Below are 23,962 nucleotides of genomic sequence, written 5' to 3' on the forward strand. Positions count from 1 at the left end.
TCCGCGAACGCTAGATTTAAGGAGATCATGATATGGCACGTGTAAAAAGAGGCGTCACCTCTCACGCCAAGCACAAGAAGGTTCTGAAGGCCGCAAAGGGCTTTTACGGCCGCCGCAAGAACACCATCCGTACCGCCAAGGCTGCTGTCGATCGTTCGAAGCAGTACGCCTACCGCGACCGCAAGGTCAACAAGCGCAACTTCCGTGCGCTTTGGATCCAGCGTATCAACGCCGCTGTGCGTGAATTCGGCCTGACCTACGGCCGCTTCATCGACGGCCTGAACAAGGCTGGCATCGAAGTCGACCGCAAGGTTCTCTCCGACATGGCGATCCACGAGCCGGAAGCATTCGGCGCGCTGGTCAGCGCTGCCAAGAAGGCTCTTGAATACCTCAAGGAAGCCGGCACGGCGAACGAGTTTGAAGGCGCGGTCAAGTAACCAGCGCTTCCCAAGCTTTTGAATTTATGATTTTGGGAAACCCGCGCTGGTTTGGGCTAGCGCGGGTTTTTCTTTCTTTATATTCCTGGCGCCGGTCGGCGCCGCCCGCCTCCCGATCGCCCGCCTGATACTGGACGGAAAGAAGTGACAATGTCAGATATCGACCAGCTCAACACATCGCTGCTCGCCGAAATCGCCGCCGCCGATGACGAGACGGCGCTCGAAGCCGTGCGCGTTTCCGCCCTTGGCAAGAAGGGCTCCGTCTCCGAACTGTTGAAGACGCTCGGCGCCATGACGCCGGAAGAGCGCCAAAGCAAGGGCGCTGCGATCAACGTCCTGAAGACCGCCGTGACCGAGGCGCTTACCGCCCGTAAGGCGACGCTCCGGCAAGCGGCAATCGATGCGCGGCTGAAGGCCGAGACGGTCGACGTCAGCCTGCCGGTGCGCTCTTCGCCGGCCGAGCGCGGCCGCATCCATCCAATCAGCCAGATCGTCGACGAGATCACCGCGATCTTCGCCGACATGGGCTTCTCGATCGCCGAAGGTCCCGACATCGAGACCGATTATTACAATTTCACCGCGCTGAATTTCCCCGAAGGTCATCCGGCCCGCGAGATGCACGACACCTTCTTCTTCAATCCGGATGAGAATGGCGAGCGCAAGGTCCTGCGCACCCATACCTCGCCGGTGCAGGTGCGCACCATGGAGACGCAGACACCGCCGATCCGCATCATCATTCCCGGCAAGACCTATCGCCAGGACTCGGACGCCACGCATTCGCCGATGTTCCATCAGGTCGAAGGCCTGGTCGTCGACAAGAAGGCCAATGTCGCCAACCTCCGCTGGGTGCTGGAAGAATTCTGCAAGACCTTCTTCGAGGTCGACAGCGTGACGATGCGTTTCCGCCCGTCCTTCTTCCCCTTCACCGAGCCGTCCTTCGAGGTCGATATCCAGTGCGACCGCTCCGGCCCGATCGTCAAGTTCGGCGAGGGTACCGACTGGATGGAGATCCTCGGCTGCGGCATGGTCCATCCGAACGTGCTGCGTTACGGCGGGCTCGATCCGGACGAATATCAGGGCTTTGCCTGGGGCATGGGCCTCGATCGCATCGCCATGCTGAAATACGGCATGCCCGACCTGCGCGACTTCTTCAACGCCGACGTCCGCTGGATGACGCATTACGGCTTCCGCCCGCTCGACATGCCGACGCTGTTCGGCGGCCTCAGCGCTTGAACGGAGAATTGGGACGATGAAATTCACGCTCTCCTGGCTGAAAGAGCATCTGGAAACGGATGCCGGCCTCGATGAAATCTGCACGCGCCTCACCGAGATCGGGCTGGAGGTCGAGGACGTCGACGACAAGGCGGCCTTCAAGCCCTTCGTCATCGCCAGGGTCGTCTCGGCCGAAAAACATCCGCAGGCCGATCGCCTGAAGGTGCTGATGGTCGATACCGGTTCCGGCGCGCCGGTCCAGGTCGTCTGCGGCGCCCCGAATGCGCGCGCCGGCCTCGTCGGCGCCTTCGCAGCGCCCGGAACCTATGTTCCCGGTATCGACGTGACGCTCGCCGTCGGCAATATCCGCGGTGTCGAAAGCCACGGCATGATGTGCTCCGAAAAGGAGCTGCAGATCTCCGACAGTCACGACGGCATTATCGACCTGCCGGACGACGCGCCTGTCGGCACGAGCTATGCGACTTACGCTCATCTTGACGATCCCCTCATCGAGATCAACCTGACGCCCAACCGGCCGGACTGCACCTCGATCCACGGCATCGCCCGCGATCTCGCCGCCTCCGGTCTCGGCGCGCTGAAGACGCGGCCCGCACCGTCCTTCGTCGTCGAAGGTGAGACGCCGGTGAAGCTGACGCTCGATCTCGATGATCCGAAGCTTTGCCCGGGCTTTGCGCTCCGCCTCGTACGCGGCGTCAGGAACGGCCCGAGCCCGCGCTGGATGCAGCAGCGGCTGATCGCCATCGGCCTGCGCCCCATCAACGCTCTGGTCGATGTCACCAATTACATGACCTTCGATCAGGGACGGCCGATCCACGTCTTCGATGCCGCCAAGATCAACGGCAACCTGACCGTCCGCCGTGCCGCCGAAGGCGAGACGGTGCTGGCGCTCGACCAGCGCGAATACAAGCTCTCGCCGAGCAACGTCGTCATCTCCGATGAGAATGGCATCGAGTCGATCGGCGGCATCATGGGCGGCGAACATTCCGGCTGCGACGAAAACACCGTCGACGTGCTGATCGAATCCGCTCTCTGGGACCCGATGAACATCGCCAAGTCAGGCCGCGGCCTCGGCATCATCACCGATGCCCGCTACCGCTTCGAACGCGGCGTCGATCCGGACTATATGGTCCCCGGTCTCGAACGCACGACGGAACTGGTGCTGGAACTTTGCGGCGGCAAGGCCGCCAAGGCCGAGATCGTCGGCTACCAGGGTTACGAACCGAAGATCGTCGATTTCCCCTATTCGGAGGTCAAGCGCCTGACGGGCCTCGACGTTTCGAATGAGGAAAGCAATTCGATTCTTACACGTCTCGGCTTCACCGTCTCCGGTTCCGGCGAGCGCGTCTCCGTTGCCGTTCCCTCCTGGCGCCCGGATGTCGATGGCAAGGCCGATCTCGTCGAGGAGGTCATGCGCATCCACGGCGTCGACAATATCAAGCCGGCGCCGCTCGAAAGCCATGCGGCCGTCAACGGCAAGATCCTGACGACGCTGCAGATCCGCAGCCGCCTCGCTAAGCGGGCGCTCGCCGCGCGCGGCATGCTCGAAGCCGTCACCTGGTCCTTCATTCCGGAAGACCAGGCAAAGTTGTTCGGCGGCGGTTCGCCGACGCTCAAGCTTGCCAACCCGATCGCCGCCGAAATGTCGGATATGCGCCCGTCGCTTCTGCCGGGCCTGCTGACCGCAGCCCAGCGCAATGCCGACAAGGGTTACGGCGACGTCGCGCTCTTCGAGGTCTCCGGCACTTATGAGAACGACAGGCCTGACGGTCAGCGCCGCGTGGCCGGCGGCATTCGCCGCGGCACGGCCTCGCTTGCCGGCGCCGGTCGCGCCTGGTCGAACACCGCCAAGGGCGGCGGCAAGCCGGTCGACGTCTTCGACGCCAAGGCCGATGCGCTTGCCGTCATCGAAGCCTGCGGCCTGCCGATGGGCAATATCCAGATCGAGCAGGGCGGACCGGAATGGTATCATCCCGGCCGCTCCGGCACGATCAAGATGGGGCCGAAGGTCGTGCTCTGCTATTTCGGCGAATTCCATCCGCTGACGCTGGAAGCGCTCGACGTCTCCGGTGCTCTCTGCGGCTTCGAGGTCTATGTCGACGCCATGCCGGAGGCCAAGCGCAAGGCGACGCGCACCAAGCCGGCGCTCGAGCTGTCGCCCTTCCAGGTGGTGCGGCGCGACTTCGCCTTCGTCGTCGACAAGACGGTGGAAGCCGGCGCCATCGTCAAGGCCGCCACCGGCGCCGACCGCAAGCTGGTGACGGGCGTCAATGTCTTCGATATCTTCGAGGGCGCATCGGTTGGCGACGGCAAGAAATCGGTGGCGATCGAGGTTCAGATCCAGCCGGTCGAGCGCACGCTGACGGACGAGGATTTCGAGGCGCTGACGCAGAAGATCGTCGCCAGTGTTGCGAAATTCACCGGCGGTGTCCTCAGAAGCTGAGCTTCATCTAACGTTTCCAGATAATGGACCGGTCGCGAATTGCGGCCGGTCTTTTCACCGATGCAGATGGAAGAGTTTGCTGACGATCGTCCAGCGGCCGTCGATCTTCAGCAGCGAGAGATAATCGGTAAATCGCATGCCGGCAAAGTCGTCGGTGACCTTGACGCTTGCTGCATCGCCCTCGACGTCGACGTTCTGGATATCCATGTAGGGCTGCGTGCCGGGCGGCGCTGGCTCCTCCTGCAGGATCGCGGCGATGAACTCGTCTCGCGTCAGCCACTCGACCGCATTTTCGTAATGGCCGATGATCGAGCTTTTCGGATGAAAGGCCTTTTTCAAGGCTGCCTCATTGGCGAAGGCCATGCCTTCGACATAGAGATGAACCGTCTGTTCGACTGCCTGCCTGTCCGACATATTGTCATCCCGTTCTCAGAGATGGCGTTAGATAGTTTCGCCAGCCCCGAAGGCAAGCCCGGCCGGTTGTGGCCGACCGGGCTTTTCAGGTTCAGATGTTCGTCATGGCGAGTGAGGCGTCCGAATAACGCTTGCCGGCCACCTGTCCGGCGGGGATCGCTTCGCTGAGCTGCTCGAGTTCCGCCGGGCTCAGCACGATATTGGCAGCGGCCGCATTCTGTTCGAGATGGTGAAGCTTGCGGGCGCCGGGGATCGGCACGATGTCGTCGCCCTGGCTCAACACCCAGGCGAGCGCCAGCTGCGCCGCCGTCACGCCCTTCTCGGCGGCAAGCCGCTCGAGCGTTGAGACGAGGGCGGCATTGGCGTCGAAATTTTCCGCCTGGAACCGCGGCACCTGCCGGCGGAAATCGTCCGCGTCGAGATCCTCCACTTTGCGGATCGCTCCGGTCAGGAAGCCGCGGCCGAGCGGGCTGTAGGGCACGAAGCCGATGCCGAGTTCGCGGCATGTGGCAAGCACCTCCTCTTCGGGATCGCGCGTCCAGAGCGAATATTCGCTCTGCAAGGCTGCGATCGGATGGACCGCATGGGCGCGGCGAATGGTGGCGCTGCCGGCTTCCGAAAGCCCGAGCGCCCGGACTTTGCCTTCCTTCACCAGTTCCGCCATGGCGCCGACCGTCTCTTCGATCGGCACGTTGGGATCGACCCGGTGCTGGTAGAAGAGGTCGATGGTGTCGATGCCGAGGCGTTTCAGCGAGGCTTCGGCGACCGCTCGTACATGCTCGGGGCGGCTGTCGACGCCGGCGATGGCGGCAGTACCCGGCTTGCTGGCATCGATCTTGAAGCCGAATTTGGTGGCGATCACCACGCGGTCGCGGAACGGCTTCAGCGCTTTGCCAAGAAGAACCTCGTTGGTAAAGGGACCATAGACTTCGGCGGTATCGAAGAAAGTGACGCCGAGATCGATGGCGCGATGCAGTGTCTTGATCGATTCCGCATCGTCGCTGGCGCCATAGGCAAAGCTCATGCCCATGCAGCCGAGACCGACGGCAGAGACGGTCAGATCGTTTCCGAGTTTCCGGGTTTTCATGATGTGCTCCTCTGAGCTGATTTTGAGCCGCTAACGGATGGTTGCGGTACCGCCAGACCATATCGCTGCGCTATCAATCAGAAAATACATGCAGTTTCTAACAGGTTGTTCTATCATTTCGATCAATGAACAGAACACAGCTCTCGCAACTCGCCGTTCTCGCCGCCGTCTCGGAGCATCGCAGCTTCCGGGCGGCGGCGAAGGAACTCCTCGTCGCGCCCTCGGCCATCAGCCATGCGATATCGAGCCTTGAGGAAAGTCTGGGGGTGCGGCTTCTGGCGCGGACCACTCGCAGCGTCGCGCCGACGGAAGAGGGGCGCCTGCTGCTTGAAAGACTTCGTCCCGCACTCGAGGAGATCGATATTGCCTTGGAGGCCGTCCGCGATACGCGCGCAAAGCCGGCCGGAAACCTGCGTATCACCGCGCCGCGCTTCGCCTCCGATCTGCTGCTCGCTCCGCGGCTCGGCGACTTTCTCAACCTCTATCCCGATATCACCCTGGAGATCGCCAATGAGGACGGCTTCACCGATATCGTCAAGGAGGGTTTCGATGCCGGCATCCGGCTGGAAGAGAGCCTGGAAGCCGATATGATCGCGGTCAGGATCTCGCCTAATCTGACGACGGTGATCGCCGCTTCGCCCGAATATTTCGAGCGTCATCCAAAGCCCGAGCATCCGCGCGATCTCGTCCATCACCGCTGTATCAAGCGGCGCTTCACCAACGGCTCGATCTATCGCTGGGAATTCGAAAAGAACGGGCAGGAACTCGTCGTTTCGGTCGATGGGCCGCTGATCGTCAGCGAGGATCGGCTGGCCCTGCTTGCGGCGCTGAACGGCGCCGGCCTTGCCTATCTGTTCGACATGCGGGTCTATGACGAACTGGCGGGCGGCACACTTGTGCGGGTGCTGGAAGATTGGTGCGCGCCCTATGCCGGGCCGTTTCTCTATTATCCCACCCGGCGACAGATGCGCCCGGCGTTGCGCGCCTTCATCGATTTCTTCAGATACAGCGAGCAGGATACGGGCGGCCGGTAAGGAATGGGAACCGGGCCGCCCGTTCTTACTAGGGCGCCGTGTGCATCAGGCAGCCTTTGCCTTCTGGTTTGCCGCCGTGGTGGCGAGCTGGGAGAGGGTCTTGTCGGTGGCCGTTTCCTCCTGCAGCGTCTGATCGAGCAGGCGGACGGCATCCTTGAGGCCGAGCGTCGCGGCCCAGGTCTTCAGCGTGCCGTAGCGGGCGATTTCATAATGCTCGACGGCCTGGGCGGCCGAAATCAGGCCGGCATCGAGAGCCACCGTGCCCTTGAATTCCTCCATGATTTCCTCGCCCTCGGCGATGATGCCCTGGATCGCCTCGCAAGTCTTGCCCTGGGCGCGTTTGCCGATCAGCTCGAAAACCTGCTGCAGGCGCTCGACCTGAGCTTCGGTTTCCTCGCGGTGTTTTTCGAAGCCCTTCTTCAATTCCGGGGATTGAGCGGCGCGCGCCATCTTCGGCAGGGCGCGCAATATCTGCCGTTCAGCGAAGTAGATGTCTTTCAGCGTGTCGTGGAATAGATCTTCCAACGTCTTTTCCTTGGCCATTTTCTCTATCCTTGTTCTGGGGAAAACCGCGAATGCGGCGACACATTAAGAAGCGAAGATCGCGCTAATTGTTCCCGATCGATTTCGGGTGGACTGGAAATCGGTGCCGGGCGATGATTCCTGCCGTCGATGCGCAGGAGAATGACGTCATGCGAAAGCCGAATTCGATGAAGGGTCTGGAGGATCTCGGCCGCGTGCGGCTCTCGCAAAACTTCTTCCTTCGCGATTTCCTGCATTCCGAAATCGCCGATTTCTATCGCATCCCCAATATCCCCGAGGATCCGGATCTGGCGATCGAAGCGGGCAAGAGGCTTTGCGAGGAATTGCTCGAGCCGCTAGAGGCGACGTTCGGGCGCCTGCATATCCGTTCCGGCTATCGTTCGCCCGCGGTCAACAGGTTCGGCAATGAGAACAAGCTGAACTGCTCGACCAATGCCGCCACCGCCGCGCATCACATCTGGGATATGAGGGATTTTGACGGCTGCATGGGTGCAGCCGTCTGCATTGCCGTGCCGTGGATGGTCGACCACTACCACGATGAAAGCGACTGGCAGCGGCTTGCCTGGTGGATTCACGACCACCTGCCTTATGCCTCGCTCTGCTTTTTCCCGAAGCTCTGGGCCTTCAATATCCAGTGGCACGAACGGCCAAAACGAGTGATCCAGAGCTATATCAGTCCGCGCGGTATCCTGACCAAGGCGGGTATGGCCAATTGGGAAGGCGATCACGCCGCCCTTTACGAAGGATTTCCCCCGCTCAGAAACTGATGCGGTGCTCAGAAGGTGATGCGATAGCGGATATGGCCGTCGCTTTCGACATAGCTGTCGTAGAGTGCTCGCGCGGTTCTGTTCTGCTCGCTCGTATGCCAGTAGAGCCGCGACCAGCCCTTGGCTCTGCAGGTTGCGATGAGATCGTCGATCAGCGCCCGCCCGAGGCCTTTGCCGCGCGCATCGGCATCGACGAACAGGTCTTCGAGATAGCAGTCCCTGCCGCGGATCCATGTGCCCTCATGGGTGAGATAGAGCGCAAAGCCCATCACCCTGCCATCGATTTCGGCGACACGCATCGCGATTGCCGACGCCGGATCGAAGACCCGGCGCCATGTCTGATCGGTGATATCGGCATCGACCGTGACGTCGTAAAAGACGAGATAGGCCGCCCAGAGCTCGCGCCAGCGGGCTTCGTCCTCGGGGCGGGCATCACGTATCGTCACGGTCATGGTGCATCCTTCTTTCAGGCACCGGCTTCGTCGAGCAGCGCCATCGCGTCATCGGAAAGCACAAGTGTCGCCGATTTCGCCAGGCTTTCAAGCTGCGAAAGGCTGGTCGCGCTGGCGATCGGCGCCGTCACGCCCTTCTTGCGCAGCAGCCAGGCGAGCGAAATTTCCGCCGGCTTGGCACCGGTCTCGGCCGAAACCCTGTCGAGCGCGGCCAGGATGCGCAGGCCTTTGTCGTCAAGATATTTCGAAACCCGGCCTTCGCGTGCGCGGCCTTGCGTATCGGATTTGCTGCGGTATTTGCCGGTGAGGAAGCCGGCGGCGAGGCTGAAATAGGTGATGACGCCGATGTCTTCCTTGACGCAGAGGTCGGCAAGCGGCCCCTCGAAGCTCGAGCGTTCATAGAGATTATATTCCGGCTGCAACACATCATAACGCGGCAGGCCGGCCTTTTCGGCAGCGTCGAAGGATGCCTGAAGCAGTTTCGCATCATAGTTCGAGCAGCCGATGGCGCGGATCTTGCCTTGCTGCTTCAGCTTGGCAAAGGCGCCGAGCGTTTCCTCGTGCGGCGTATCGGCATCCGGCCAGTGCGAGAGATAGACGTCGATATAGTCGGTCTGTAGCCGGCGCAGCGAATCCTCGACCGCCTTCAGGATATAGGTCTCCTTCAGCGTCTTTCCCTGTCCCATGTCGGAGCCGACCTTGGTGACGATGACCGCCTTGTCGCGGGAAACCTTGGCGTGGCTTAGCCAGCGCCCGATGATCTCCTCGGAATCGCCGCCCTTGTTGCCGGGAACCCACGAGGAATAGACATCGGCCGTATCGATCGTGTTCAGGCCCGCGTCGAAGAAGGCGTCGAGAATGGCGAAGGATGTTTTTTCGTCGGCCGTCCAGCCGAAGACATTGCCGCCGATGACGATCGGCGCGACCGATAGACCTGTTTTTCCAAGCCGGCGCATTTCCATGACGCTCTCCAGAAGTGTGAAGGAATTGAAATCGCGGATACGGCAGAACGCCGCCCTGACCAACTTAGTGCTATCCGCGCATCCGGGAAGGCAAACTTCCGTGATTTCAGATTGCACCATTGCGCCGCAGCTGGGGCCTGAATATGGTTCGCGGAAATCAGTTCGGGAGACTTGGATCATGCTGCGTTTCGGTATCATTTCAACGGCGAAGATCGGCCGCGACAATGTCGTTCCGGCGATCCAGGATGCGGAAAATTGCGTCGTCACGGCGATTGCCAGCCGTGATCTCAAGCGCGCAAGGGAGATGGCCGACCGCTTCTCGGTGCCGCATGCCTTCGGCTCCTACGAGGAGATGCTGGCCTCCGACCTCATCGACGCCGTCTACATCCCGCTGCCGACCTCGCAGCATATCGAATGGTCGATCAAGGCGGCGGATGCCGGCAAACACGTGCTCTGCGAAAAGCCGTTGGCGCTGAAGGCAGAAGATATCGACGACGTGATCGCCGCCCGCGACCGCAACCGGGTGGTGGTCAGCGAAGCCTATATGATCACCTATTCGCCGGTCTGGCAGAAGGTGCGCTCGTTGATCGACGAGGGCGCCATCGGTTCGCTCCGGCATGTGCAGGGCGCCTTCACCTATTTCAACCGCGACCCCGCCAACATGCGCAACGTTCCCGAGCTCGGCGGCGGCGGCCTTCCCGATATCGGCGTCTATCCCGTCATGGGCACGCGTTTTTCCACCGGCAAGGAGCCGCTCTGGATCCAGGCGATCACCGAGCGCGATGCGGATTTCGGCACGGATATCTATTCGAGCGTCAAGGCCGATTTCGGCGATTTCGAGCTGAGCTTCTATATCTCGACGCAGATGGCCAACCGCCAGGTCATGGTCTTCCACGGCACCGAAGGCTACATCGAAGTCAAGTCGCCGTTCAACGCCAATCGCTGGGGGCCGGAAGAGATCGAGCTTGCCGACCGCAGCCACTGTGAATCGCGCATTTTCCGCTTTCAGGACAGCCGCCAGTACAGGCGGCAGGTCGAGGCCTTCGCCCGGGCGGTGACGAACGGCAAGGAAGAGATCGTCACGCTCGAAAATTCGAAGCTGAACCAGAAGGTGATCGACGCGATCTACCGGGCCAGCGAGAAGGACGGCTGGGAAGCAGTCTAGCGCATAACCCCGAAAATCGGGATCGATTTTCGGAAAGGATTATGCGCCACTTTAAAGTGTTAGAGCGTCCTTGGCGCGTCCTTTTGGACGCGCGGCGCTCTAATCACTCGGCGCGGAAGACGAAGCGCGAATAGCCGAAGAAGCTGAAGATCATCGAGGTGATGCTGGCGATCACCATGGCCGCCAGCGGCTGAAGTGCCGGCAGCGACAGCAGAAGCGCGGAATAGAGCCCGTAATTGACGAGCGCCGCCGTCACACCGACCGAGCCGTAGCGGAAGCCTTCGGCGGCAAGCGAACGGCCGGAGCGATCGAAGGTGAAGCGCCGGTTGAAAGCCCAGGTCGCCGCCATCGCGAAGGCGATCGCCACGAGCCGCGCCAGAAACGGCCCGAGCGGCGTGAGATCGAGCAGCGCCGACAGGATGCCGGCATCGACGAGGAAGCCGATGCCGCCGGCGATGGTGAAGCGGACGAGCTTCCTCATGCCGCATCCGCCTTGCCGGGACGCGCGCGCGACGAGACCGGCCCTGCGTCGCCGAGCGGCGCCTTCAACGCGCTCGGCCTTTCCAGGCCCATATAATGGATACGAAGCTGTTCGGCGCGGGCACGTGCAACCGAATCCAGGATGACCCCGGCGGTAAACAGCATGAAGGAAATCATCATCAGCGCCGTCGACAGCACCCAGGTCGGCATGCGGCTGACGAGACCCGTCTCGAAATATTCCGCCAGCACCGGCGCCATGAAGCCGAGGCTCGCCAGCATGAAGGTGGCGCTGATCGCGCTGAAAAAGGCGAAGGGCCGGGTTTCCTTCATCAGCATCGCAAACATCCAGAGGATCTTGGCGCCGTCGCGGAATGTCGAAAGCTTGGAATGCGAGCCTTCCGGCCGGCGGCCATAGTCGAGCTCCAGCTCGCTGACCGGCAGCTTCAGTCGCGAGGCATGCACGGACATCTCGGTTTCGATCTCGAAGCCGCCTGATACCGCCGGGAAGCTCTTGACGAAGCGGCGCGAAAACGCGCGGTAGCCGGAAAAGATATCGGTGAAGTCGGGGCCGAAGATCATCCGGTAGAGCAGGTTGAAAAGCCGGTTGCCGATCGCATGGCCCTGACGGCCGGCATCGGCGTGCACACCGCGCCTGGTGCCGACCACCATGTCGGCGCGCTCGGTGAGCAGCGTGCGCACCAGTTCCTCGGCATCCTCAGGCGCATAGGTGCCGTCGCCGTCGGCGATGATGTAGATGTCGGCGTCGATATCGGCAAACATGCGGCGCACGACATGGCCCTTGCCCTGACGCCGCTCGCGCACGACATGCGCGCCGGCAAGCATCGCCTGCAGCGCGGTGCCGTCGGTGGAATTGTTGTCGTAGACGTGGATCGCAGCATCGGGCAGCGTCGCCCGGAAACCCTGCACGACAGCGCCGATCGTCGCCGCTTCATTGTAGCAGGGGAGCAGGACGGCAATATTCAGATTATCGGTACGCGATCGGGCCATGACTCTACTCGTTACACTTGAAAGCCGCGCTCAGCCTAAATCATGCGCCGTTAATAAGACCCTATGACGCAGGCAAAATCGGCGGCTGCCACATACGGCTTTACACTTTCTTGATCGGCGGCGGCTAAAGTTCGGATATCGAAACGAAGCGCTAACCACAATGAACGCTGTGCAGCCGATCCCCCATGCATCCTCCGCGATCGACGCTCCCAGGGGCGGGCTGCCCGCTCCCAGGGGCGGGGTGCGCGACCTGCTGACGCGTCTCTGGCCAACCGTCATCGCCTATTGCGTCATCCTTGACGCCGCCATCCTCATCACCAAGCTTTCCAGCGCCACCGATTACGTCGGCCCCGACAATGATGACGGAATGCGTCTCATCGAGGTTCGCGATTTTCTGGCCGGGCAGGGCTGGTTCGATCTGATGCAATACCGTCTTGGCCTCGACGGCGGTACGCTGATGCATTGGTCGCGGCTGATCGATCTGCCGATCGCCTCGCTGATCTGGTTCTTCGGCCTGTTTGCGCCCCGCGAGACGGCCGAAGCGCTGGCGCTCGCCGTTTGGCCGGTATCGCTCATCCTGCCCGCCATGCTCGCCATGGCGGTTGCCGGCCGGCGCATCGGCGGGGTTGCCGCCATGCATATCAGTCTCGGCTTGACCGGTCTTGCGATCTACACCGGAAACCGTTTCGCGCCGGGCGCCATCGATCATCACAATGCGCAGCTGGCGCTGGTTGCGACGATGATCGCGATGCTGCTGGATCCAGAGCGTCGCGCCTGGAGCTATGCGGTTGCCGGCATCGCGGCAGCCGTTGCTATCGCCATCGGCGCCGAGACGACCCCCTTCGTCGCCGCCGTCTGTCTGACCATTGCCCTGCTCTGGGCATGGGAAGGCGAAGATTTCGCCGCCGCCGCCAAGGCCTTCGGGCTGGCGCTGGCGATTGCGATCAGCATCCTCTTCTTTGCAACGGTGCCGCCCCGGCTTTATTCGACGGTCACCTGTGACAATCTCTCGCTCGGCTACTACAGCCTGGCGGCGATCGGCGGCGGGTTGCTGTTGTTTTCGGCGGTTTTTGCCAGCCACCTGCGCCGGCCCTTGCGCTTTGCCGCACTCGCCGTTGTCGGCGCCGGCGTTCTCGGTTCGGCGATCGTGATCGCACCGCAATGCCTGAGCGATCCGCTGGCCGGTCTCGACCCGATGCTGGTCGAACTCTGGCTGAGAAATGTTTCGGAAGCGCAGTCGATTTTCGCTCTCGGACGCACCGATCTCTTCTCGATCGGTGGCTTCTATGCGGCCGGCCTGTTCGGCATCGCCGTCTGCATCTTCCGCGTCGTTCAGCGTGACCGCATGCAAATCCACTTGGTCCTGCTCTTCCTGCTGATGACGAGCTGGGCAATCGCGCTGGTCCAGGTGCGCGGTTCAACGTTCTCGAACCTGATCTCCATCCTGCCGCTTGCCCTGTTGATTATCGATGTCCGCCGCATCTCCAACGGCGACAGCGAGAATGTCGCAGCAGCCTTCGTCTACATCGTCACCGTGCTCGCCAGTGCTCCGGCCGCCTGGGCGGTCGGCGGCGGATTTGTCTCGCTGCAGATGGAGAATGCTGCGCAGAAGAAAGCGGCAGAGCCGGCAAAGAAGATTTCCTGCGCATCGCGAGCGGCGCTGGCGCCGCTCGCCGGGCTACCGGTCGGACTGGTCTCGGCGCCGTCGGAAATGGGCGTTCCCATCCTCCGCTTCACCGCGAACCGGGTTCTCTCCGCGCCTTATCATCGCAATCAGGGCGGCATGCTGACGGAGCTGCATATCGGCATGGCCGAGCCGCAGGAGGCGGAAGCCTTCCTGAAGGGGACCGGCGTGACGGTGCTTGCCTTCTGCCCCGGCGACCTGCAGACCCGCGAGATCACCAAACTGAAGCCGGATGGGCTCTATGCTGAGCTCGGCAAGGGCAATATCCCGCCCTATCTGGAACCGCTTCCGAAGACGGCGGACGTGGGCGTTCAGTTCTTTCGCTATCGGCCGGCGACGAACTGACGCCGGCATCTTCAGGATAGGATAAAGCATGTAGCGATAACGACATGCGTAAAAACAAAGCAAGCACGGGAAGCCGATCTAAAAGATCGCGACGCGCTTATCAGTGTGAAAACGCGCTGTCAGTGCGAAACACGCATGGCGCGGCGAAGGCGCTGATTGGCATAGAGCCCGAGCACGAAGAGCATGAGGCCACCATTATAGCCGAGCACGGCATAGATGAATGCGAGAATAGACACCGGCCCGGGCGAGGTTATCGCCGCCAACGCGAATGTGATTCCGATCAGCGCGGCGACCAGCGCGATCACGCCAGCCGAACGCGTCTGCCCGGCGCTGACGCCCAATGCTGCTGCTGTGAGAATAATCATTTCAGCACCTTCCCAGAGATAACGAGGGGAAGCATAGGAAGCGCCAACTAACAAAGATTTACCGGCGATCTTCGCCGAAAAGCCTTTGTATTGCGGTGGTTAGCAATCCCTTTCGGCTAAAACGCATATTCTAACTATCCGTTCCGCAACAAAACAGATTTACACGATTTTGTTGTTTGTCCACCTGGCTGCAACGAGTGCATGTGCAGGCTGCGTTGAGACGAGTGCGCTCGACGCACCGGTGATGAACCCTCCCGCCAACGATTTTGACGGCGGGGAAAACCGGTTCCTGCACCAATGCCGACCTTCCTGTTTATCGATGATCGACATACAAAGAGGGATGAGCAACGTCTTCGACGGCGATTCGCCGACCAACCTTGCCGAATATTCGGTTTCGGAGCTTTCCGGCTCGATCAAGCGCACCGTCGAAACCGCCTTCGACCAGGTTCGCGTGCGTGGCGAGATTTCCGGCTATCGTGGGCCACACTCCTCGGGCCATGCCTATTTCGCGCTGAAGGACGACCGCGCCCGCATCGACGCCGTCATCTGGAAGGGCACCTTCTCACGGCTGAAGTTCCGCCCGGAAGAGGGCATGGAGGTCATCGCCACCGGCAAGGTCACCACCTTTCCGGGCTCTTCGAAATATCAGATCGTCATCGAGACGCTGGAGCCGGCCGGCGCCGGCGCGCTGATGGCACTGATCGAGGAGCGCAAGCGCAAGCTCGGCGCCGAGGGCCTGTTCGATGCCGCCCGCAAGAAGCGGCTGCCCTTCATGCCCGGCGTAATCGGCGTCGTCACCTCGCCGACGGGCGCCGTGATCCGCGATATCCTTCACCGCATCTCCGATCGTTTTCCAGTGCACGTCCTCGTCTGGCCGGTGAAGGTCCAGGGCGAGGGATCCGGTGAGGAGGTGGCGAACGCCATCCGCGGCTTCAACGCGCTGGAACCTTCAGGCGCCATCCCGCGCCCGGATGTGCTGATCGTCGCGCGCGGCGGCGGCAGTCTGGAAGATCTCTGGAGCTTCAACGACGAAATCGTCGTGCGTGCTGCGGCTGAAAGCCGGATACCGCTGATCTCGGCCGTCGGCCATGAGACCGACTGGACGCTGATCGACTATGCTGCCGATATCCGCGCTCCGACGCCGACGGGGGCTGCCGAAATGGCGGTGCCGGTCAAGGCGGAGCTTGAGGCGCAGGCCGCCGCTCTTGCCGCGCGCCTGCAGGGCTGCATGAACCGGCAGATGGATCAGCGGCGCCAGTCGGTGCGTGCGCTGATGCGGGCATTGCCGTCGCTCGATCAGCTTCTCGCCTTGCCGCGCCGCCGTTTCGACGAGGCGGCGACCGGTCTCGGCCGCGGGCTGGAGCTCAACACCATCAACAAGCGCCGCGGCTTCGAGCGCGTCGGCGCGCATCTACGCCCCGATCTGCTGTCCGGCCGCATCGCCGAGCGCCGCCAGACGCTGAACGAGCGCATGACCCGGGCCGAGCGCATGGTCGAGCGGCTGATCGACCGCTCGAAGTCGCGCGTCGACCGCGCCGAAGCCATCCTCGCATCGCTGCCTGCCCGGCTGAAGACCCAGACCGACCGCGGCCGCGAACGCCTCGGCAATCTTTCGCGCCATGCCGACACGGCGATCCGCCACCAGCTGACCCGTGCGCGCGCCGAGCTTTCTTCGCAGGACCGCGTGCTGCAGTCGCTCTCCTATAAGAATGTGCTGAAGCGCGGCTACGCCGTCATTCGCGACGAGGATAACAGGCCGGTCTCGCAGGCTGCTCACCTCTCCGCCGGCATGGGCATCGCCATCGAATTCGCCGACGGCCGAGTCGGCGCCATGACCACGGAAGGCGGTACACCGCCGGCTAGTGCCAAGAAGCGCAGCACAAGACCCGCAGATCCGCCGAAGCAGGGAAGCCTGTTCTGACATGCGGATCCTGCTGGTGCTTGCCCATCCGTTGGAGGACAGTTTCGCCGCTGCCGTGGCAAGGACGGCGCGTGAGGCGCTGGAAGCGGCAGGCCACGTGGTCGACCTGCTTGATCTCTACCGCGAAGATTTCGATCCACGCCTTTCGAAGGCCGAGCGCGGCGGTTATTTCGACGTGCCTTATGACACCTCAGCCGTTGCCGATATCGTTGCCCGCCTGAAGGCTGCCGACGGCCTGATCTTCGTCTTTCCGCAATGGTGGTTCAATTTCCCCGCAATCCTCAAGGGTTTCTTTGACCGCGTCTTCGCCCCGGGCGTCGCCTTCAGCCATGATGCTGCCGGCGGCCGTATCGTGCCGCAGCTGACCCATATCAGGCTGCTCTATGCGCTGACGACGACAGGCTCGCCCTGGTGGCTGGTACGTCTCTATATGGGCGATCCGGTGCGCCGGCTCTTGAAACGCGGGATCGCCGCCTTCTGCTCGAAGGGATTGAATTTCCGCATGCTCAGCCTGCACGACATGGACCGCGCCACCGATGCAAAGCGCAGGGCGCATCTCGATCGCATGCGCAAGCTGCTATCGGCAATCCGCTAGGCGCTATTCGAAGTCCGCAAGAAACTTGCGCAGCAGCCTGTCGAGTTCCGCCTTGTCGGCCGCGCTCAGATTTTTCGACAGCCGGTGCTGATTGACGACATGCGCATCGACGGCGGTCTCCACCGTCGCAAGCCCTTTTTCCGTCAGCGCGATGAGCACGCTCCTGCGATCCTCCGGATTGAGGATACGTTCGACGTAGCCCGCCTTCTCCAGCTGGTCGATACGGTTCGTCATCGTGCCGGAGCTGACCATGGTCATCTCCAGAAGCTCCCCCGGCGAAAGCCGGTGGGGCGCGCCGGCGCGGCGCAGCGTCGCCAACACGTCGAAGGCGGAGGACGAAAGCCCCTGCTTCATGAGCACGGCCTCCACTTCGCGGCCGAGATGGGTACTCAGGCGTTTCAGACGCCCGAGGATGCCCATCGGTTCGACGTCGAGGTCCGGCCGCTCCCGTCGCCATTGCGCCAGGATCTTGTCGACATGGTCCATCTTGCCGTCTTCGCTCATGCTCCATCGATATCATTCATTATCTTGACGTCAAGATAAGAGGGTGTAGAATGATTTATCTTGAAATAGAGATTCTCGATATGAAGACAAATTCACGTTACGTCGCCGATCTTGCGACAACCGCGCTCGCACCCGCCATCTGGGGCAGCACCTATATCGTCACCACCACTTTCCTGCCGGCCGGATATCCGCTGACGGTGGCGATGCTGCGCGCCTTGCCGGCCGGTTTGCTGCTTCTCTTCCTGGTCAGAAAGCTGCCTTTCGGCATCTGGTGGGGAAGGGCTTTCGTTCTCGGCGCGCTTAACTTCTCGTTCTTCTGGGCGATGCTCTTCGTCTCGGCCTACAGGCTGCCAGGCGGCGTTGCCGCAACGGTCGGCGCCGTGCAGCCGCTGATCGTTATCGCTTTGTCGCAGCTTTTTCTCGGCAAGCCGGTCCGGCCGCTTGCCGTACTTGCCGGGCTCGCCGGCATGGCCGGCGTCGGACTGCTGGTGCTGACGCCGAAGGCAGGGCTCGATCCGATAGGTGTCGCTGCCGGTCTGGCCGGCGCGATCTCGATGGCCTTCGGCACGGTGCTGACGCGCCGCTGGACGCCGCCGGTCTCAAACCTCACCTTCACCGCCTGGCAATTGACGGCGGGCGGCATGCTGCTGGTGCCTTTTGCCTTTTTCCTGGAACCGGCGCTGCCGATGCCGACCGCCGCAAACATTGCCGGCATTGCCTATCTCGGGCTGATCGGCGCAGCCTTCACCTATCTGCTCTGGTTCCGTGGCCTGTCGCGCATCGAGCCCTCGGCGGTTGCCTCGCTTGGCTTCCTTAGTCCGCTGGTCGCGACCCTGCTCGGCTGGCTGGCGCTCGGCCAGAGCCTGACGCCGGTGCAGATCGGCGGTTTGGCTATGGTGCTTGCCAGCGTGTGGCTCAGTCAGCGCACGATGATGCCGCTCAGGCCCATTCGCCCTGCCGCATCACCGGAACCCGTGAACCATCCGGCTTGATGCCGTCGATATCGACCTTGTCGGAGCCGATCATCCAGTCGATATGGATCAGGCTGGAATTGCCGCCCTGTGCCTTGATCTGCTCCTGGCTCAATGTCGCGCCATCGAGGAAACATTTGGAATAGCACTGGCCGAGCGCGATGTGGCACGAGGCGTTTTCGTCGAACAGCGTGTTGTAGAACAGGATGCCGCTGGCCGAGATCGGTGAGGAATGCGGCACGAGCGCCACTTCGCCGAGCCGGCGCGCGCCCTCGTCGGTATCGAGCACCTTGTTCAAGACCTCTTCGCCGCGCGAGGCCTTGGCCTCGACGATCCGCCCGCCCTCGAAGCGCACCTGGATATTGTCGATCAGCGTGCCCTGGTGCGAAAGCGGCTTGGTGCTCGACACATGGCCTTCGACGCGCAGCGCATGCGGCGTGGTGAAGACTTCCTCGGTCGGGATGTTCGGATTGCAGGTAATGCCGTTCTTGGCGGTGGAAGCGCCGCCGTGCCATTCATGCCCGTCGGCAAGGCCGATCGTCAGGTCGGTGCCGGGTCCCCGGAAATGCAGGGAGGCGAAGCGCTCGCCGTTCAGCCAGGCGGAGCGCTTGCCAAGATTGGCATTGTGCTCGGCCCAGGCGGCGACGGGATCGCTGACATCGACGCGCGAGGCGGCAAAGATCGCCTTGGCGAGCTTGGCGATCGCGATCGGTTCCGGATCGTCAGGGAAGACCACCTTGGCCCAGGAGGGGTTCGGGTAGGAGACGATGTTCCAGTTGATGTCGAAATTCGAGATTTTCTCCAGCGCCGGCTTGTAGGCGGTGGAGTTGGCGCGGTTGGCGCGGCCGACCTTGCCGGCATCCTGCTCGGACAACAGCATCGGATTGTCGCCGGCAACCGCAAGACGGGCCGCCCCGTTGGCATAGGCCTTGGCCATGCCCTCGTAGAGCCAGCCGGAGGCGCGGTCGAAGCTCTCGTCGCTGCCATACTGATAGCGCGCCAGCGTCGTTTCCTCATCGGAATAGAAGGCGGAGACCAGTCCGGCGCCGGCCAGATAGGCGTGTTTGGTGATCAGGCGAACCAGCGGCAGCGCCACGACAGGCGCGGTGATCACCAGGTCCTGACCTTTTTGCAACTGCAGCCCGACCTTGACGGCGACTTCCGCAAGCTTTTCCAGCTTGACGGGATCAACGGTGTTCTGGCTCTGGGGCATGAAAGTCATGGTGCAACCTGCCTTCTGTCATCGACGGAGGCTGGAAGACTTAGACCCGTTTGCGGCGAAAATGAAGCGCGCCGCTGCCGAATTGCAGCGGCCGGATTATGTCTGGCCGGTTGAGTGCGGAGACTTAAGCGGCCGCAGGTAACCTGAGCAGGATCGAGTTATGTTTTTCGAGGAATTCCATCAGCCGCTGCGGGTAGTCTTCGCCAACGGCGGCCTTGACGCTTGACCGTTCGGACAACGTCTTGCGCCAGCGCTTCACCCGTTCAAGCCCTTCGAAGATGTCGCTGTCGCCGAGCGTGTCGAAGAGATCGAAATACCGAAAGACCGGCGCGAAGACGGCGTCGACGAGGCTGAAGTCGTTGCCGGCGAAATAGGGGCCGTCCGTCAACACCTTCTCGAGCGTCGCGAATTTGGAGATGAGCGCCTTGCGCTTGGCCTCCAACTGCGCGGCATCCTCAGCCGTCTCGTAACCCCAGAGATCGGAAAGCACGGAGGAACCGAATTCCATCCAGCCGCGATGGCGGGCACGCGTCAGCGCATCTCTCGGATGCAGCGCCACACCTGGCTGCGTTTCCTCCAGATATTCGCAAATGACGCTGCTTTCAAACAGCACGGCCTGGCTGCCATCCTCCTCCTCGATCCGCAGCAGCGGCACCTTGCCGAGCGGCGAGATCTTCAGGAACCAGTCCGGCTTGTCGGCAAGATCGATGTTGATGCGCTCGAAGGGTACACCCTTTTCGAGCAGCGCGATCGCGGCGCGCTGCACATAGGGGCACAGATGATGGCTGACGAGGGTAAGCTTGCTCATGGGGGTCTCCTTGGCAATGATGATAGATGTAGATGCATCTAATATCGCTTGCAGCGGAATTCAAGATAGATGTAATTGCATTTATGTCCGAAAAAACGTCGAATCCGAGCGAAGCGGTCACCTCTGCCTGGACGAGCATCATGCGCGCCCGCGAGAGCTTGCTCGGCGCCATCGAAGCCGACCTGAAAGCGGCCGGCCTCCCGCCGCTTGCCTGGTACGATGTGCTGTGGGAATTGGCGCGCTCGCAAGACGGCAGGCTGCGGCCCTACGAGATTGAGGAGCGGACCTTGCTGGCCCAGTATAATCTTTCCCGGCTGCTCGACCGGTTGGAAAAAGAGGGCCTGGTCCGGCGCGAGGCCTTCGCCGAGGATGGACGCGGCCGCTGGGTGGTGATGTCAGATGCCGGCCGAAAGCTTCGCGAGCGCATGTGGACTGTCTATGCCAGATCGATCGAGACCCATATCGGCTGCAAGCTTGCCGAAAGCGAGGCGAAGACGATCGCCGGCCTGCTCGACCGCTTCTTATAGCAGAAGCATGATGCCGAAAACCGCTTGCAGTTTTCGGCATCATGCTCCGATCAGGCAATCAGCGGCGCGGCGACAGCCTTCAGCGCCTTCAACGCAGCCTTCGGATCGAGCCGCACCTGCAGCCCGCGCTGCCCGCCATTGATATAGACCAGCGGTTCGCCAAGCGCGGCTTCCTCGATCGCGGTCGGCACCGTCTTCTTCTGGCCGAACGGGCTAATGCCGCCGACATGGTAGCCCGTCAGCCGCTCGGCATCGGCGGGCTTCATCATGTTGGCCGATTTGCCGTGAAAGGCGCTGGCAAGCTTCTTCATGCTGACTTCGCGGTCCGACGGCACGACGACGCAGACCGGCTTGCCGTCCACCTCCGCCATCAGCGTCTTCAGCACCCGGTGCGGCGCCTCGCCGAGCGCTTCGGCCGCCTGCAGCCCGACGCGCTCGGCATTGGGGTCGTAGTCATAGGCATGAACGGTGAAGGCGACGCCTGCCTGCGAAAGAAGCTGTGTCGCGCGCGTGGTCTTGGACATCTCTTCCCTCGTGAGTTCAGCGGCGCCTGTCAGTCACCGAATGCACCGGCGTAAATCTCCGGCTTGAAGCCGACCAGCAATTTCCCCTTCGCCTCCAGCACCGGCCGCTTGATCATCGACGGCTGGTCGAGCATCAGGGCGATCGCCTTCTCCCGGGTGAGCTTCTCGCGCTCCGCATCGGGCAATTTGCGGAAGGTGGTGCCGGCGCGGTTGAGCACGGTATCGAGGCCGGCCTGGTCGATCCAGGCTTCGAGATGGGCGCGGTCGATACCGAGCGCCTTGTAGTCGTGAAACTCATAGGCGACGCTATGTTCTTCCAGCCAGCTGCGGGCCTTCTTCATCGTGTCGCAATTCTTGATGCCATAGATGGTGACAGCCATACCCGATCGATCTCCCTGTGATAGCAGCGAGATAACATGCACGAAGGCCGGCGCAAACGCCGTGCGACGTTTTATCCCCGAGCGCGTTGGCGAGCATGGTAACAGCTCCGGATTGATTGGCATCTCAGGCAGCGATCAACGCCGGCAGAGCCGTCGCGGCTCAATTCTCCAGCGTGCCGGCCTTGCGGGAAGCCTTGCTGGGTTCGTCGCAGGCGATCTTCATCAGGTCGCCGCGCCGCCGCACCAGCCGGTCGGAGGTCCGGGTCAGGATCAGCCCGTCCTGCGGCGCGGTGAGCTCGATGCTGCCGCCCGGCTGCCCCGGCCGGGTGACGATCGTCACTAGGCGGTCACCTTCCGCAATCCTCTCGCCGATATCGCGGTGGAAGAGCACGGCGCCGCCTTCTGGTGTGCGGATGATCTCGACATTGTCGAGCGGCACGGCCGGACCGGAAAATGCCGTTGCCGCCGGCTTTTCGTCGCCAACGATCCCCCGTGTTGCGAGGAAGTGCCAGAGCCCGTCCGCATCCTTTTTCGCCAGCATCGGATCGACATCGCGCTTGCCGCGCAGCTCGACGGTGACGGAGAGTTTGCCGGGCAGCCGGGGCCGGCGTTCGCCTGGAACTTCATATTTCCACGCAAAGCCGACGGCCTCCTCGAAGGCCGAGCTTTCGCCATCCGAAAGCAGCACGGCCTCCATGTCTAGCGCGGCGGCGAGATCGGCCGCCTCCGGCCAAAAGGCCTCGTCGATATAGGCATATTGCAGGGATTCGTCGTCGCAATGAAGGTCGAGCACGAGATCAGCCCCAAGCGCCATATGCAGCAGCTGCCGCTTCAATCTATCGGTAGCCGGGTAATCATCAAGATCCTCGATCAGCGTCGCGCGATCGACAATGGAGATCAGCGGAAAATCCCGGTTGAAATTGGTGCGTGAGCCCAAATCGAAACGACCCTGCAGCTCGCCAAAATGCGATTGCGCCGCACCGATCGGATTGGCCTGCGGCACGATGGTGATGTCGCCGGCGATCCCGCCTTGGCTTTCCGCCTGCCGCAGCCGCTCGCAGAGGAAATGCAGCAGCACCGTTCCAGGCAGCTCGCCGGCATGCAGAGCCGCCTGGATATAGGTCTTCGGCGCCTTCGGATCGCGGCCCTTAAAGCGCAGCACCGGCAACCGCCACTCCGTTCCCGGCGTATCTCCAGGGATGATGATCTCTGAAACGTCCATGCTGATTTCGCTCCCCGTTTGCACCAATGCCGGAACAGGCTTTCGGAGCTTTATGCGCGGAAATCAGGCAAGCGCAAGCCGAGATCCGCGGATCTCGCTTTCCTCAGCCGAGCAACGGCCAGCGATCGATGATCCGATGTTCGGTTTTTCCGAGAACACTGTGGATGAGCAGGAATTCGGACGCCGTCCATGAAACGAGTGTGTCGAGGGTCGCCGGTGGCACGGCTTTGCGGTCGTAGAGCAGTGTCATGTGCGGCTTGAAATTGCCGCCAATATTGTGGGGAAATCCGGCATTGTGCATGCTGACGCCAAGTTGAACACGCAGTCGGGTGAGCGGTTTCCGACCGCCTTCGCCGCAAAGCACAAGCGCTCGGGCCTGCGGGAATCGCATGATCCGATCGAAGCTCATTGCGATCGGGGCACTCTCGACTGCGGCGCCGGCCTGTAGCGCTGCGAAGACCACATCCTCCGGCAGCCTCGCATAGTCGCCGACCCAGATGATCGTTACATGCAATGTCGTCAGCCGCGGCTTGCCGGAAAGGGAGAAGGCTCGACAATAGTCACGGGCGATCGACGCCGCCTGCTGCTCGATGGCGTCAGGAGGATAGAGGGCGAAGAAAAGTCGGTGTTTAGCATCGTGAGTCTTGCCCGGCCGTCTGCGCCTTTTTTTGTCGTCTCCGAACTCGAGGAGCATCTGATTCATAGAATTTCAGGTCGTCATGACCCTCCTCGTCGTCTCCAAAAAGCAAGCAGGATATTCCCGAAAGAAAGAAAAGCAAGAACAGAAAGAGAACATAATCTCCCAATATGCTGGCCGTCGAACTAATCAGATCATCACCCCCGGGGCCGGATGGAATGTACGTTTCCTGGGG

26 protein-coding genes are annotated in these 23,962 nt (G+C 62.0%); 11 read left to right on the forward strand and 15 right to left on the reverse strand.

Annotated elements, in window-relative coordinates; translation table 11 throughout:
• The first annotated feature begins 32 nt into the window (after positions 1–32).
• The 3 genes from rplT (at position 33) to pheT (ending at position 4,110) form a co-directional block, all read left to right on the forward strand.
• Positions 33–437, forward strand: a complete 405-nt coding sequence (gene rplT, locus HX898_RS08670) for a 50S ribosomal protein L20 (RefSeq protein ID WP_003544622.1) — start codon at positions 33–35, stop codon at positions 435–437.
• A gap of 150 nt (positions 438–587) precedes the next feature.
• Positions 588–1,670, forward strand: a complete 1,083-nt coding sequence (pheS, locus tag HX898_RS08675) for a phenylalanine--tRNA ligase subunit alpha (protein ID WP_180194450.1) — start codon at positions 588–590, stop codon at positions 1,668–1,670.
• Between the two features lie 16 nt (positions 1,671–1,686).
• The gene (pheT, locus tag HX898_RS08680; RefSeq protein ID WP_180194451.1) at positions 1,687–4,110 is read left to right on the forward strand and encodes a phenylalanine--tRNA ligase subunit beta; all 2,424 of its coding nucleotides are present in this window, start codon (positions 1,687–1,689) and stop codon (positions 4,108–4,110) included.
• Between the two features lie 54 nt (positions 4,111–4,164).
• Here pheT and HX898_RS08685 read toward each other — a convergent pair whose 3' ends face one another.
• Positions 4,165–4,524, reverse strand: a complete 360-nt coding sequence (locus HX898_RS08685) for a nuclear transport factor 2 family protein (protein WP_180194452.1) — start codon at positions 4,522–4,524, stop codon at positions 4,165–4,167.
• A 91-nt stretch (positions 4,525–4,615) separates the two neighbouring features.
• A complete protein-coding gene (locus HX898_RS08690; RefSeq protein ID WP_180194453.1) occupies positions 4,616–5,611 on the reverse strand; it encodes an aldo/keto reductase in 996 nt (331 codons plus the stop codon).
• A 125-nt stretch (positions 5,612–5,736) separates the two neighbouring features.
• Between HX898_RS08690 and HX898_RS08695 the strand changes: the two genes are divergently transcribed.
• Positions 5,737–6,645 carry a LysR family transcriptional regulator gene (locus tag HX898_RS08695; RefSeq protein ID WP_138332199.1) on the forward strand — a complete coding sequence of 303 codons (909 nt, stop codon included), beginning with the start codon at positions 5,737–5,739 and terminating at the stop codon, positions 6,643–6,645.
• 45 nt (positions 6,646–6,690) lie between these two features.
• On the opposite strand, the gene HX898_RS08700 is transcribed toward HX898_RS08695, so the two are convergent.
• Entirely contained in the window at positions 6,691–7,188 is a 498-nt protein-coding gene (locus tag HX898_RS08700; protein ID WP_072639965.1) for a ferritin-like domain-containing protein, read from the reverse strand.
• Between the two features lie 113 nt (positions 7,189–7,301).
• Here HX898_RS08700 and HX898_RS08705 point away from each other — a divergent pair, with 113 nt between their 5' ends.
• Positions 7,302–7,955, forward strand: a complete 654-nt coding sequence (locus tag HX898_RS08705) for a hypothetical protein (RefSeq protein ID WP_138332200.1) — start codon at positions 7,302–7,304, stop codon at positions 7,953–7,955.
• A gap of 8 nt (positions 7,956–7,963) precedes the next feature.
• Here the strand turns inward: HX898_RS08705 and HX898_RS08710 are convergent, their stop codons facing one another.
• Positions 7,964–8,407, reverse strand: coding sequence for a GNAT family N-acetyltransferase (locus tag HX898_RS08710; RefSeq protein WP_138332201.1), 444 nt, complete (start codon positions 8,405–8,407; stop codon positions 7,964–7,966).
• Between the two features lie 14 nt (positions 8,408–8,421).
• Positions 8,422–9,369, reverse strand: coding sequence for an aldo/keto reductase (locus HX898_RS08715; RefSeq protein WP_138332202.1), 948 nt, complete (start codon positions 9,367–9,369; stop codon positions 8,422–8,424).
• Positions 9,370–9,547: 178 nt separating this feature from the next.
• Here HX898_RS08715 and HX898_RS08720 point away from each other — a divergent pair, with 178 nt between their 5' ends.
• Positions 9,548–10,534, forward strand: a complete 987-nt coding sequence (locus HX898_RS08720; protein WP_138332203.1) for a Gfo/Idh/MocA family oxidoreductase — start codon at positions 9,548–9,550, stop codon at positions 10,532–10,534.
• A 103-nt stretch (positions 10,535–10,637) separates the two neighbouring features.
• Here the strand turns inward: HX898_RS08720 and HX898_RS08725 are convergent, their stop codons facing one another.
• Both HX898_RS08725 and HX898_RS08730 read right to left on the reverse strand, forming a co-directional pair.
• Positions 10,638–11,015: a GtrA family protein gene (locus HX898_RS08725; protein ID WP_138332204.1), complete on the reverse strand. Its 378-nt coding sequence runs from the start codon at positions 11,013–11,015 to the stop codon at positions 10,638–10,640.
• Positions 11,012–12,022 (reverse strand): glycosyltransferase, encoded by a 1,011-nt coding sequence (locus HX898_RS08730; RefSeq protein ID WP_138332205.1) that lies wholly within the window; start codon positions 12,020–12,022, stop codon positions 11,012–11,014. The genes HX898_RS08725 and HX898_RS08730 overlap by 4 nt, the downstream gene beginning before the upstream one ends.
• Before the next feature lie 160 nt (positions 12,023–12,182).
• Between HX898_RS08730 and HX898_RS08735 the strand changes: the two genes are divergently transcribed.
• Complete coding sequence (locus HX898_RS08735; protein WP_138332206.1) at positions 12,183–14,051, forward strand: hypothetical protein; 1,869 nt, start codon at positions 12,183–12,185, stop codon at positions 14,049–14,051.
• Positions 14,052–14,170: 119 nt separating this feature from the next.
• On the opposite strand, the gene HX898_RS08740 is transcribed toward HX898_RS08735, so the two are convergent.
• Complete coding sequence (locus HX898_RS08740) at positions 14,171–14,416, reverse strand: hypothetical protein (protein ID WP_138332207.1); 246 nt, start codon at positions 14,414–14,416, stop codon at positions 14,171–14,173.
• A 340-nt stretch (positions 14,417–14,756) separates the two neighbouring features.
• Here HX898_RS08740 and xseA point away from each other — a divergent pair, with 340 nt between their 5' ends.
• Together xseA and HX898_RS08750 are read left to right on the forward strand one after the other, a co-directional pair.
• Entirely contained in the window at positions 14,757–16,337 is a 1,581-nt protein-coding gene (gene xseA / locus HX898_RS08745) for an exodeoxyribonuclease VII large subunit (RefSeq protein ID WP_138332208.1), read from the forward strand.
• A 1-nt stretch (position 16,338) separates the two neighbouring features.
• Positions 16,339–16,932 (forward strand): NAD(P)H-dependent oxidoreductase, encoded by a 594-nt coding sequence (locus tag HX898_RS08750; protein ID WP_138332209.1) that lies wholly within the window; start codon positions 16,339–16,341, stop codon positions 16,930–16,932.
• A gap of 3 nt (positions 16,933–16,935) precedes the next feature.
• Here HX898_RS08750 and HX898_RS08755 read toward each other — a convergent pair whose 3' ends face one another.
• Entirely contained in the window at positions 16,936–17,436 is a 501-nt protein-coding gene (locus tag HX898_RS08755) for a MarR family transcriptional regulator (RefSeq protein WP_011650088.1), read from the reverse strand.
• A gap of 80 nt (positions 17,437–17,516) precedes the next feature.
• Between HX898_RS08755 and HX898_RS08760 the strand changes: the two genes are divergently transcribed.
• On the forward strand, positions 17,517–18,428 hold the full coding sequence (locus tag HX898_RS08760; RefSeq protein ID WP_138332210.1) for an EamA family transporter: 912 nt from the start codon (positions 17,517–17,519) through the stop codon (positions 18,426–18,428).
• Here HX898_RS08760 and HX898_RS08765 read toward each other — a convergent pair.
• Together HX898_RS08765 and HX898_RS08770 are read right to left on the reverse strand one after the other, a co-directional pair.
• Complete coding sequence (locus HX898_RS08765; protein WP_138332211.1) at positions 18,376–19,629, reverse strand: aminopeptidase; 1,254 nt, start codon at positions 19,627–19,629, stop codon at positions 18,376–18,378. The genes HX898_RS08760 and HX898_RS08765 overlap by 53 nt on opposite strands.
• 124 nt (positions 19,630–19,753) lie before the next feature.
• A complete protein-coding gene (locus tag HX898_RS08770) occupies positions 19,754–20,437 on the reverse strand; it encodes a glutathione S-transferase family protein (RefSeq protein ID WP_180194454.1) in 684 nt (227 codons plus the stop codon).
• An 83-nt stretch (positions 20,438–20,520) separates the two neighbouring features.
• On the opposite strand from HX898_RS08770, the gene HX898_RS08775 reads away from it, so the two are divergent.
• Positions 20,521–20,964 carry a helix-turn-helix domain-containing protein gene (locus tag HX898_RS08775; protein WP_180194455.1) on the forward strand — a complete coding sequence of 148 codons (444 nt, stop codon included), beginning with the start codon at positions 20,521–20,523 and terminating at the stop codon, positions 20,962–20,964.
• Positions 20,965–21,014: 50 nt separating this feature from the next.
• Here the strand turns inward: HX898_RS08775 and ybaK are convergent, their stop codons facing one another.
• The 4 genes from ybaK to HX898_RS08795 all read right to left on the reverse strand — a co-directional run bounded on the left by ybaK (position 21,015) and on the right by HX898_RS08795 (position 23,793).
• Positions 21,015–21,488 carry a Cys-tRNA(Pro) deacylase gene (ybaK, locus tag HX898_RS08780; protein ID WP_130703749.1) on the reverse strand — a complete coding sequence of 158 codons (474 nt, stop codon included), beginning with the start codon at positions 21,486–21,488 and terminating at the stop codon, positions 21,015–21,017.
• Positions 21,489–21,517: 29 nt separating this feature from the next.
• Positions 21,518–21,868, reverse strand: coding sequence for an ArsC family reductase (locus HX898_RS08785; RefSeq protein WP_138388409.1), 351 nt, complete (start codon positions 21,866–21,868; stop codon positions 21,518–21,520).
• A gap of 160 nt (positions 21,869–22,028) precedes the next feature.
• Positions 22,029–23,090, reverse strand: coding sequence for a succinylglutamate desuccinylase/aspartoacylase family protein (locus HX898_RS08790; protein ID WP_138332216.1), 1,062 nt, complete (start codon positions 23,088–23,090; stop codon positions 22,029–22,031).
• Positions 23,091–23,193: 103 nt separating this feature from the next.
• A complete protein-coding gene (locus tag HX898_RS08795) occupies positions 23,194–23,793 on the reverse strand; it encodes a 2'-5' RNA ligase family protein (protein WP_180194456.1) in 600 nt (199 codons plus the stop codon).
• Between the last annotated feature and the right edge of the window lie 169 nt (positions 23,794–23,962).

This window comes from Rhizobium sp. WYCCWR 11128 (genome assembly GCF_013416305.1).
GTDB classification, from domain to species: Bacteria; Pseudomonadota; Alphaproteobacteria; order Rhizobiales; family Rhizobiaceae; genus Rhizobium; species Rhizobium indicum.

Coding starts and splice junctions, on each gene's coding strand:
- HX898_RS08695 (WP_138332199.1), top strand. CDS start 5,737: ATGAACAGAACACAGCTCTCGCAACTCGCCGTTCTCGCCGCCGTCTCG.
- HX898_RS08770 (WP_180194454.1), bottom strand. CDS start 20,437: ATGAGCAAGCTTACCCTCGTCAGCCATCATCTGTGCCCCTATGTGCAG.
- xseA (WP_138332208.1), top strand. CDS start 14,757: ATGAGCAACGTCTTCGACGGCGATTCGCCGACCAACCTTGCCGAATAT.
- pheT (WP_180194451.1), top strand. CDS start 1,687: ATGAAATTCACGCTCTCCTGGCTGAAAGAGCATCTGGAAACGGATGCC.
- HX898_RS08690 (WP_180194453.1), bottom strand. CDS start 5,611: ATGAAAACCCGGAAACTCGGAAACGATCTGACCGTCTCTGCCGTCGGT.
- HX898_RS08710 (WP_138332201.1), bottom strand. CDS start 8,407: ATGACCGTGACGATACGTGATGCCCGCCCCGAGGACGAAGCCCGCTGG.
- HX898_RS08775 (WP_180194455.1), top strand. CDS start 20,521: ATGTCCGAAAAAACGTCGAATCCGAGCGAAGCGGTCACCTCTGCCTGG.
- ybaK (WP_130703749.1), bottom strand. CDS start 21,488: ATGTCCAAGACCACGCGCGCGACACAGCTTCTTTCGCAGGCAGGCGTC.
- HX898_RS08785 (WP_138388409.1), bottom strand. CDS start 21,868: ATGGCTGTCACCATCTATGGCATCAAGAATTGCGACACGATGAAGAAG.
- HX898_RS08730 (WP_138332205.1), bottom strand. CDS start 12,022: ATGGCCCGATCGCGTACCGATAATCTGAATATTGCCGTCCTGCTCCCC.
- rplT (WP_003544622.1), top strand. CDS start 33: ATGGCACGTGTAAAAAGAGGCGTCACCTCTCACGCCAAGCACAAGAAG.
- HX898_RS08735 (WP_138332206.1), top strand. CDS start 12,183: ATGAACGCTGTGCAGCCGATCCCCCATGCATCCTCCGCGATCGACGCT.
- HX898_RS08725 (WP_138332204.1), bottom strand. CDS start 11,015: ATGAGGAAGCTCGTCCGCTTCACCATCGCCGGCGGCATCGGCTTCCTC.
- HX898_RS08685 (WP_180194452.1), bottom strand. CDS start 4,524: ATGTCGGACAGGCAGGCAGTCGAACAGACGGTTCATCTCTATGTCGAA.
- HX898_RS08705 (WP_138332200.1), top strand. CDS start 7,302: ATGATTCCTGCCGTCGATGCGCAGGAGAATGACGTCATGCGAAAGCCG.
- pheS (WP_180194450.1), top strand. CDS start 588: ATGTCAGATATCGACCAGCTCAACACATCGCTGCTCGCCGAAATCGCC.
- HX898_RS08760 (WP_138332210.1), top strand. CDS start 17,517: ATGAAGACAAATTCACGTTACGTCGCCGATCTTGCGACAACCGCGCTC.
- HX898_RS08715 (WP_138332202.1), bottom strand. CDS start 9,369: ATGGAAATGCGCCGGCTTGGAAAAACAGGTCTATCGGTCGCGCCGATC.
- HX898_RS08795 (WP_180194456.1), bottom strand. CDS start 23,793: ATGAATCAGATGCTCCTCGAGTTCGGAGACGACAAAAAAAGGCGCAGA.
- HX898_RS08755 (WP_011650088.1), bottom strand. CDS start 17,436: ATGAGCGAAGACGGCAAGATGGACCATGTCGACAAGATCCTGGCGCAA.
- HX898_RS08765 (WP_138332211.1), bottom strand. CDS start 19,629: ATGACTTTCATGCCCCAGAGCCAGAACACCGTTGATCCCGTCAAGCTG.
- HX898_RS08740 (WP_138332207.1), bottom strand. CDS start 14,416: ATGATTATTCTCACAGCAGCAGCATTGGGCGTCAGCGCCGGGCAGACG.
- HX898_RS08750 (WP_138332209.1), top strand. CDS start 16,339: ATGCGGATCCTGCTGGTGCTTGCCCATCCGTTGGAGGACAGTTTCGCC.
- HX898_RS08700 (WP_072639965.1), bottom strand. CDS start 7,188: ATGGCCAAGGAAAAGACGTTGGAAGATCTATTCCACGACACGCTGAAA.
- HX898_RS08720 (WP_138332203.1), top strand. CDS start 9,548: ATGCTGCGTTTCGGTATCATTTCAACGGCGAAGATCGGCCGCGACAAT.
- HX898_RS08790 (WP_138332216.1), bottom strand. CDS start 23,090: ATGGACGTTTCAGAGATCATCATCCCTGGAGATACGCCGGGAACGGAG.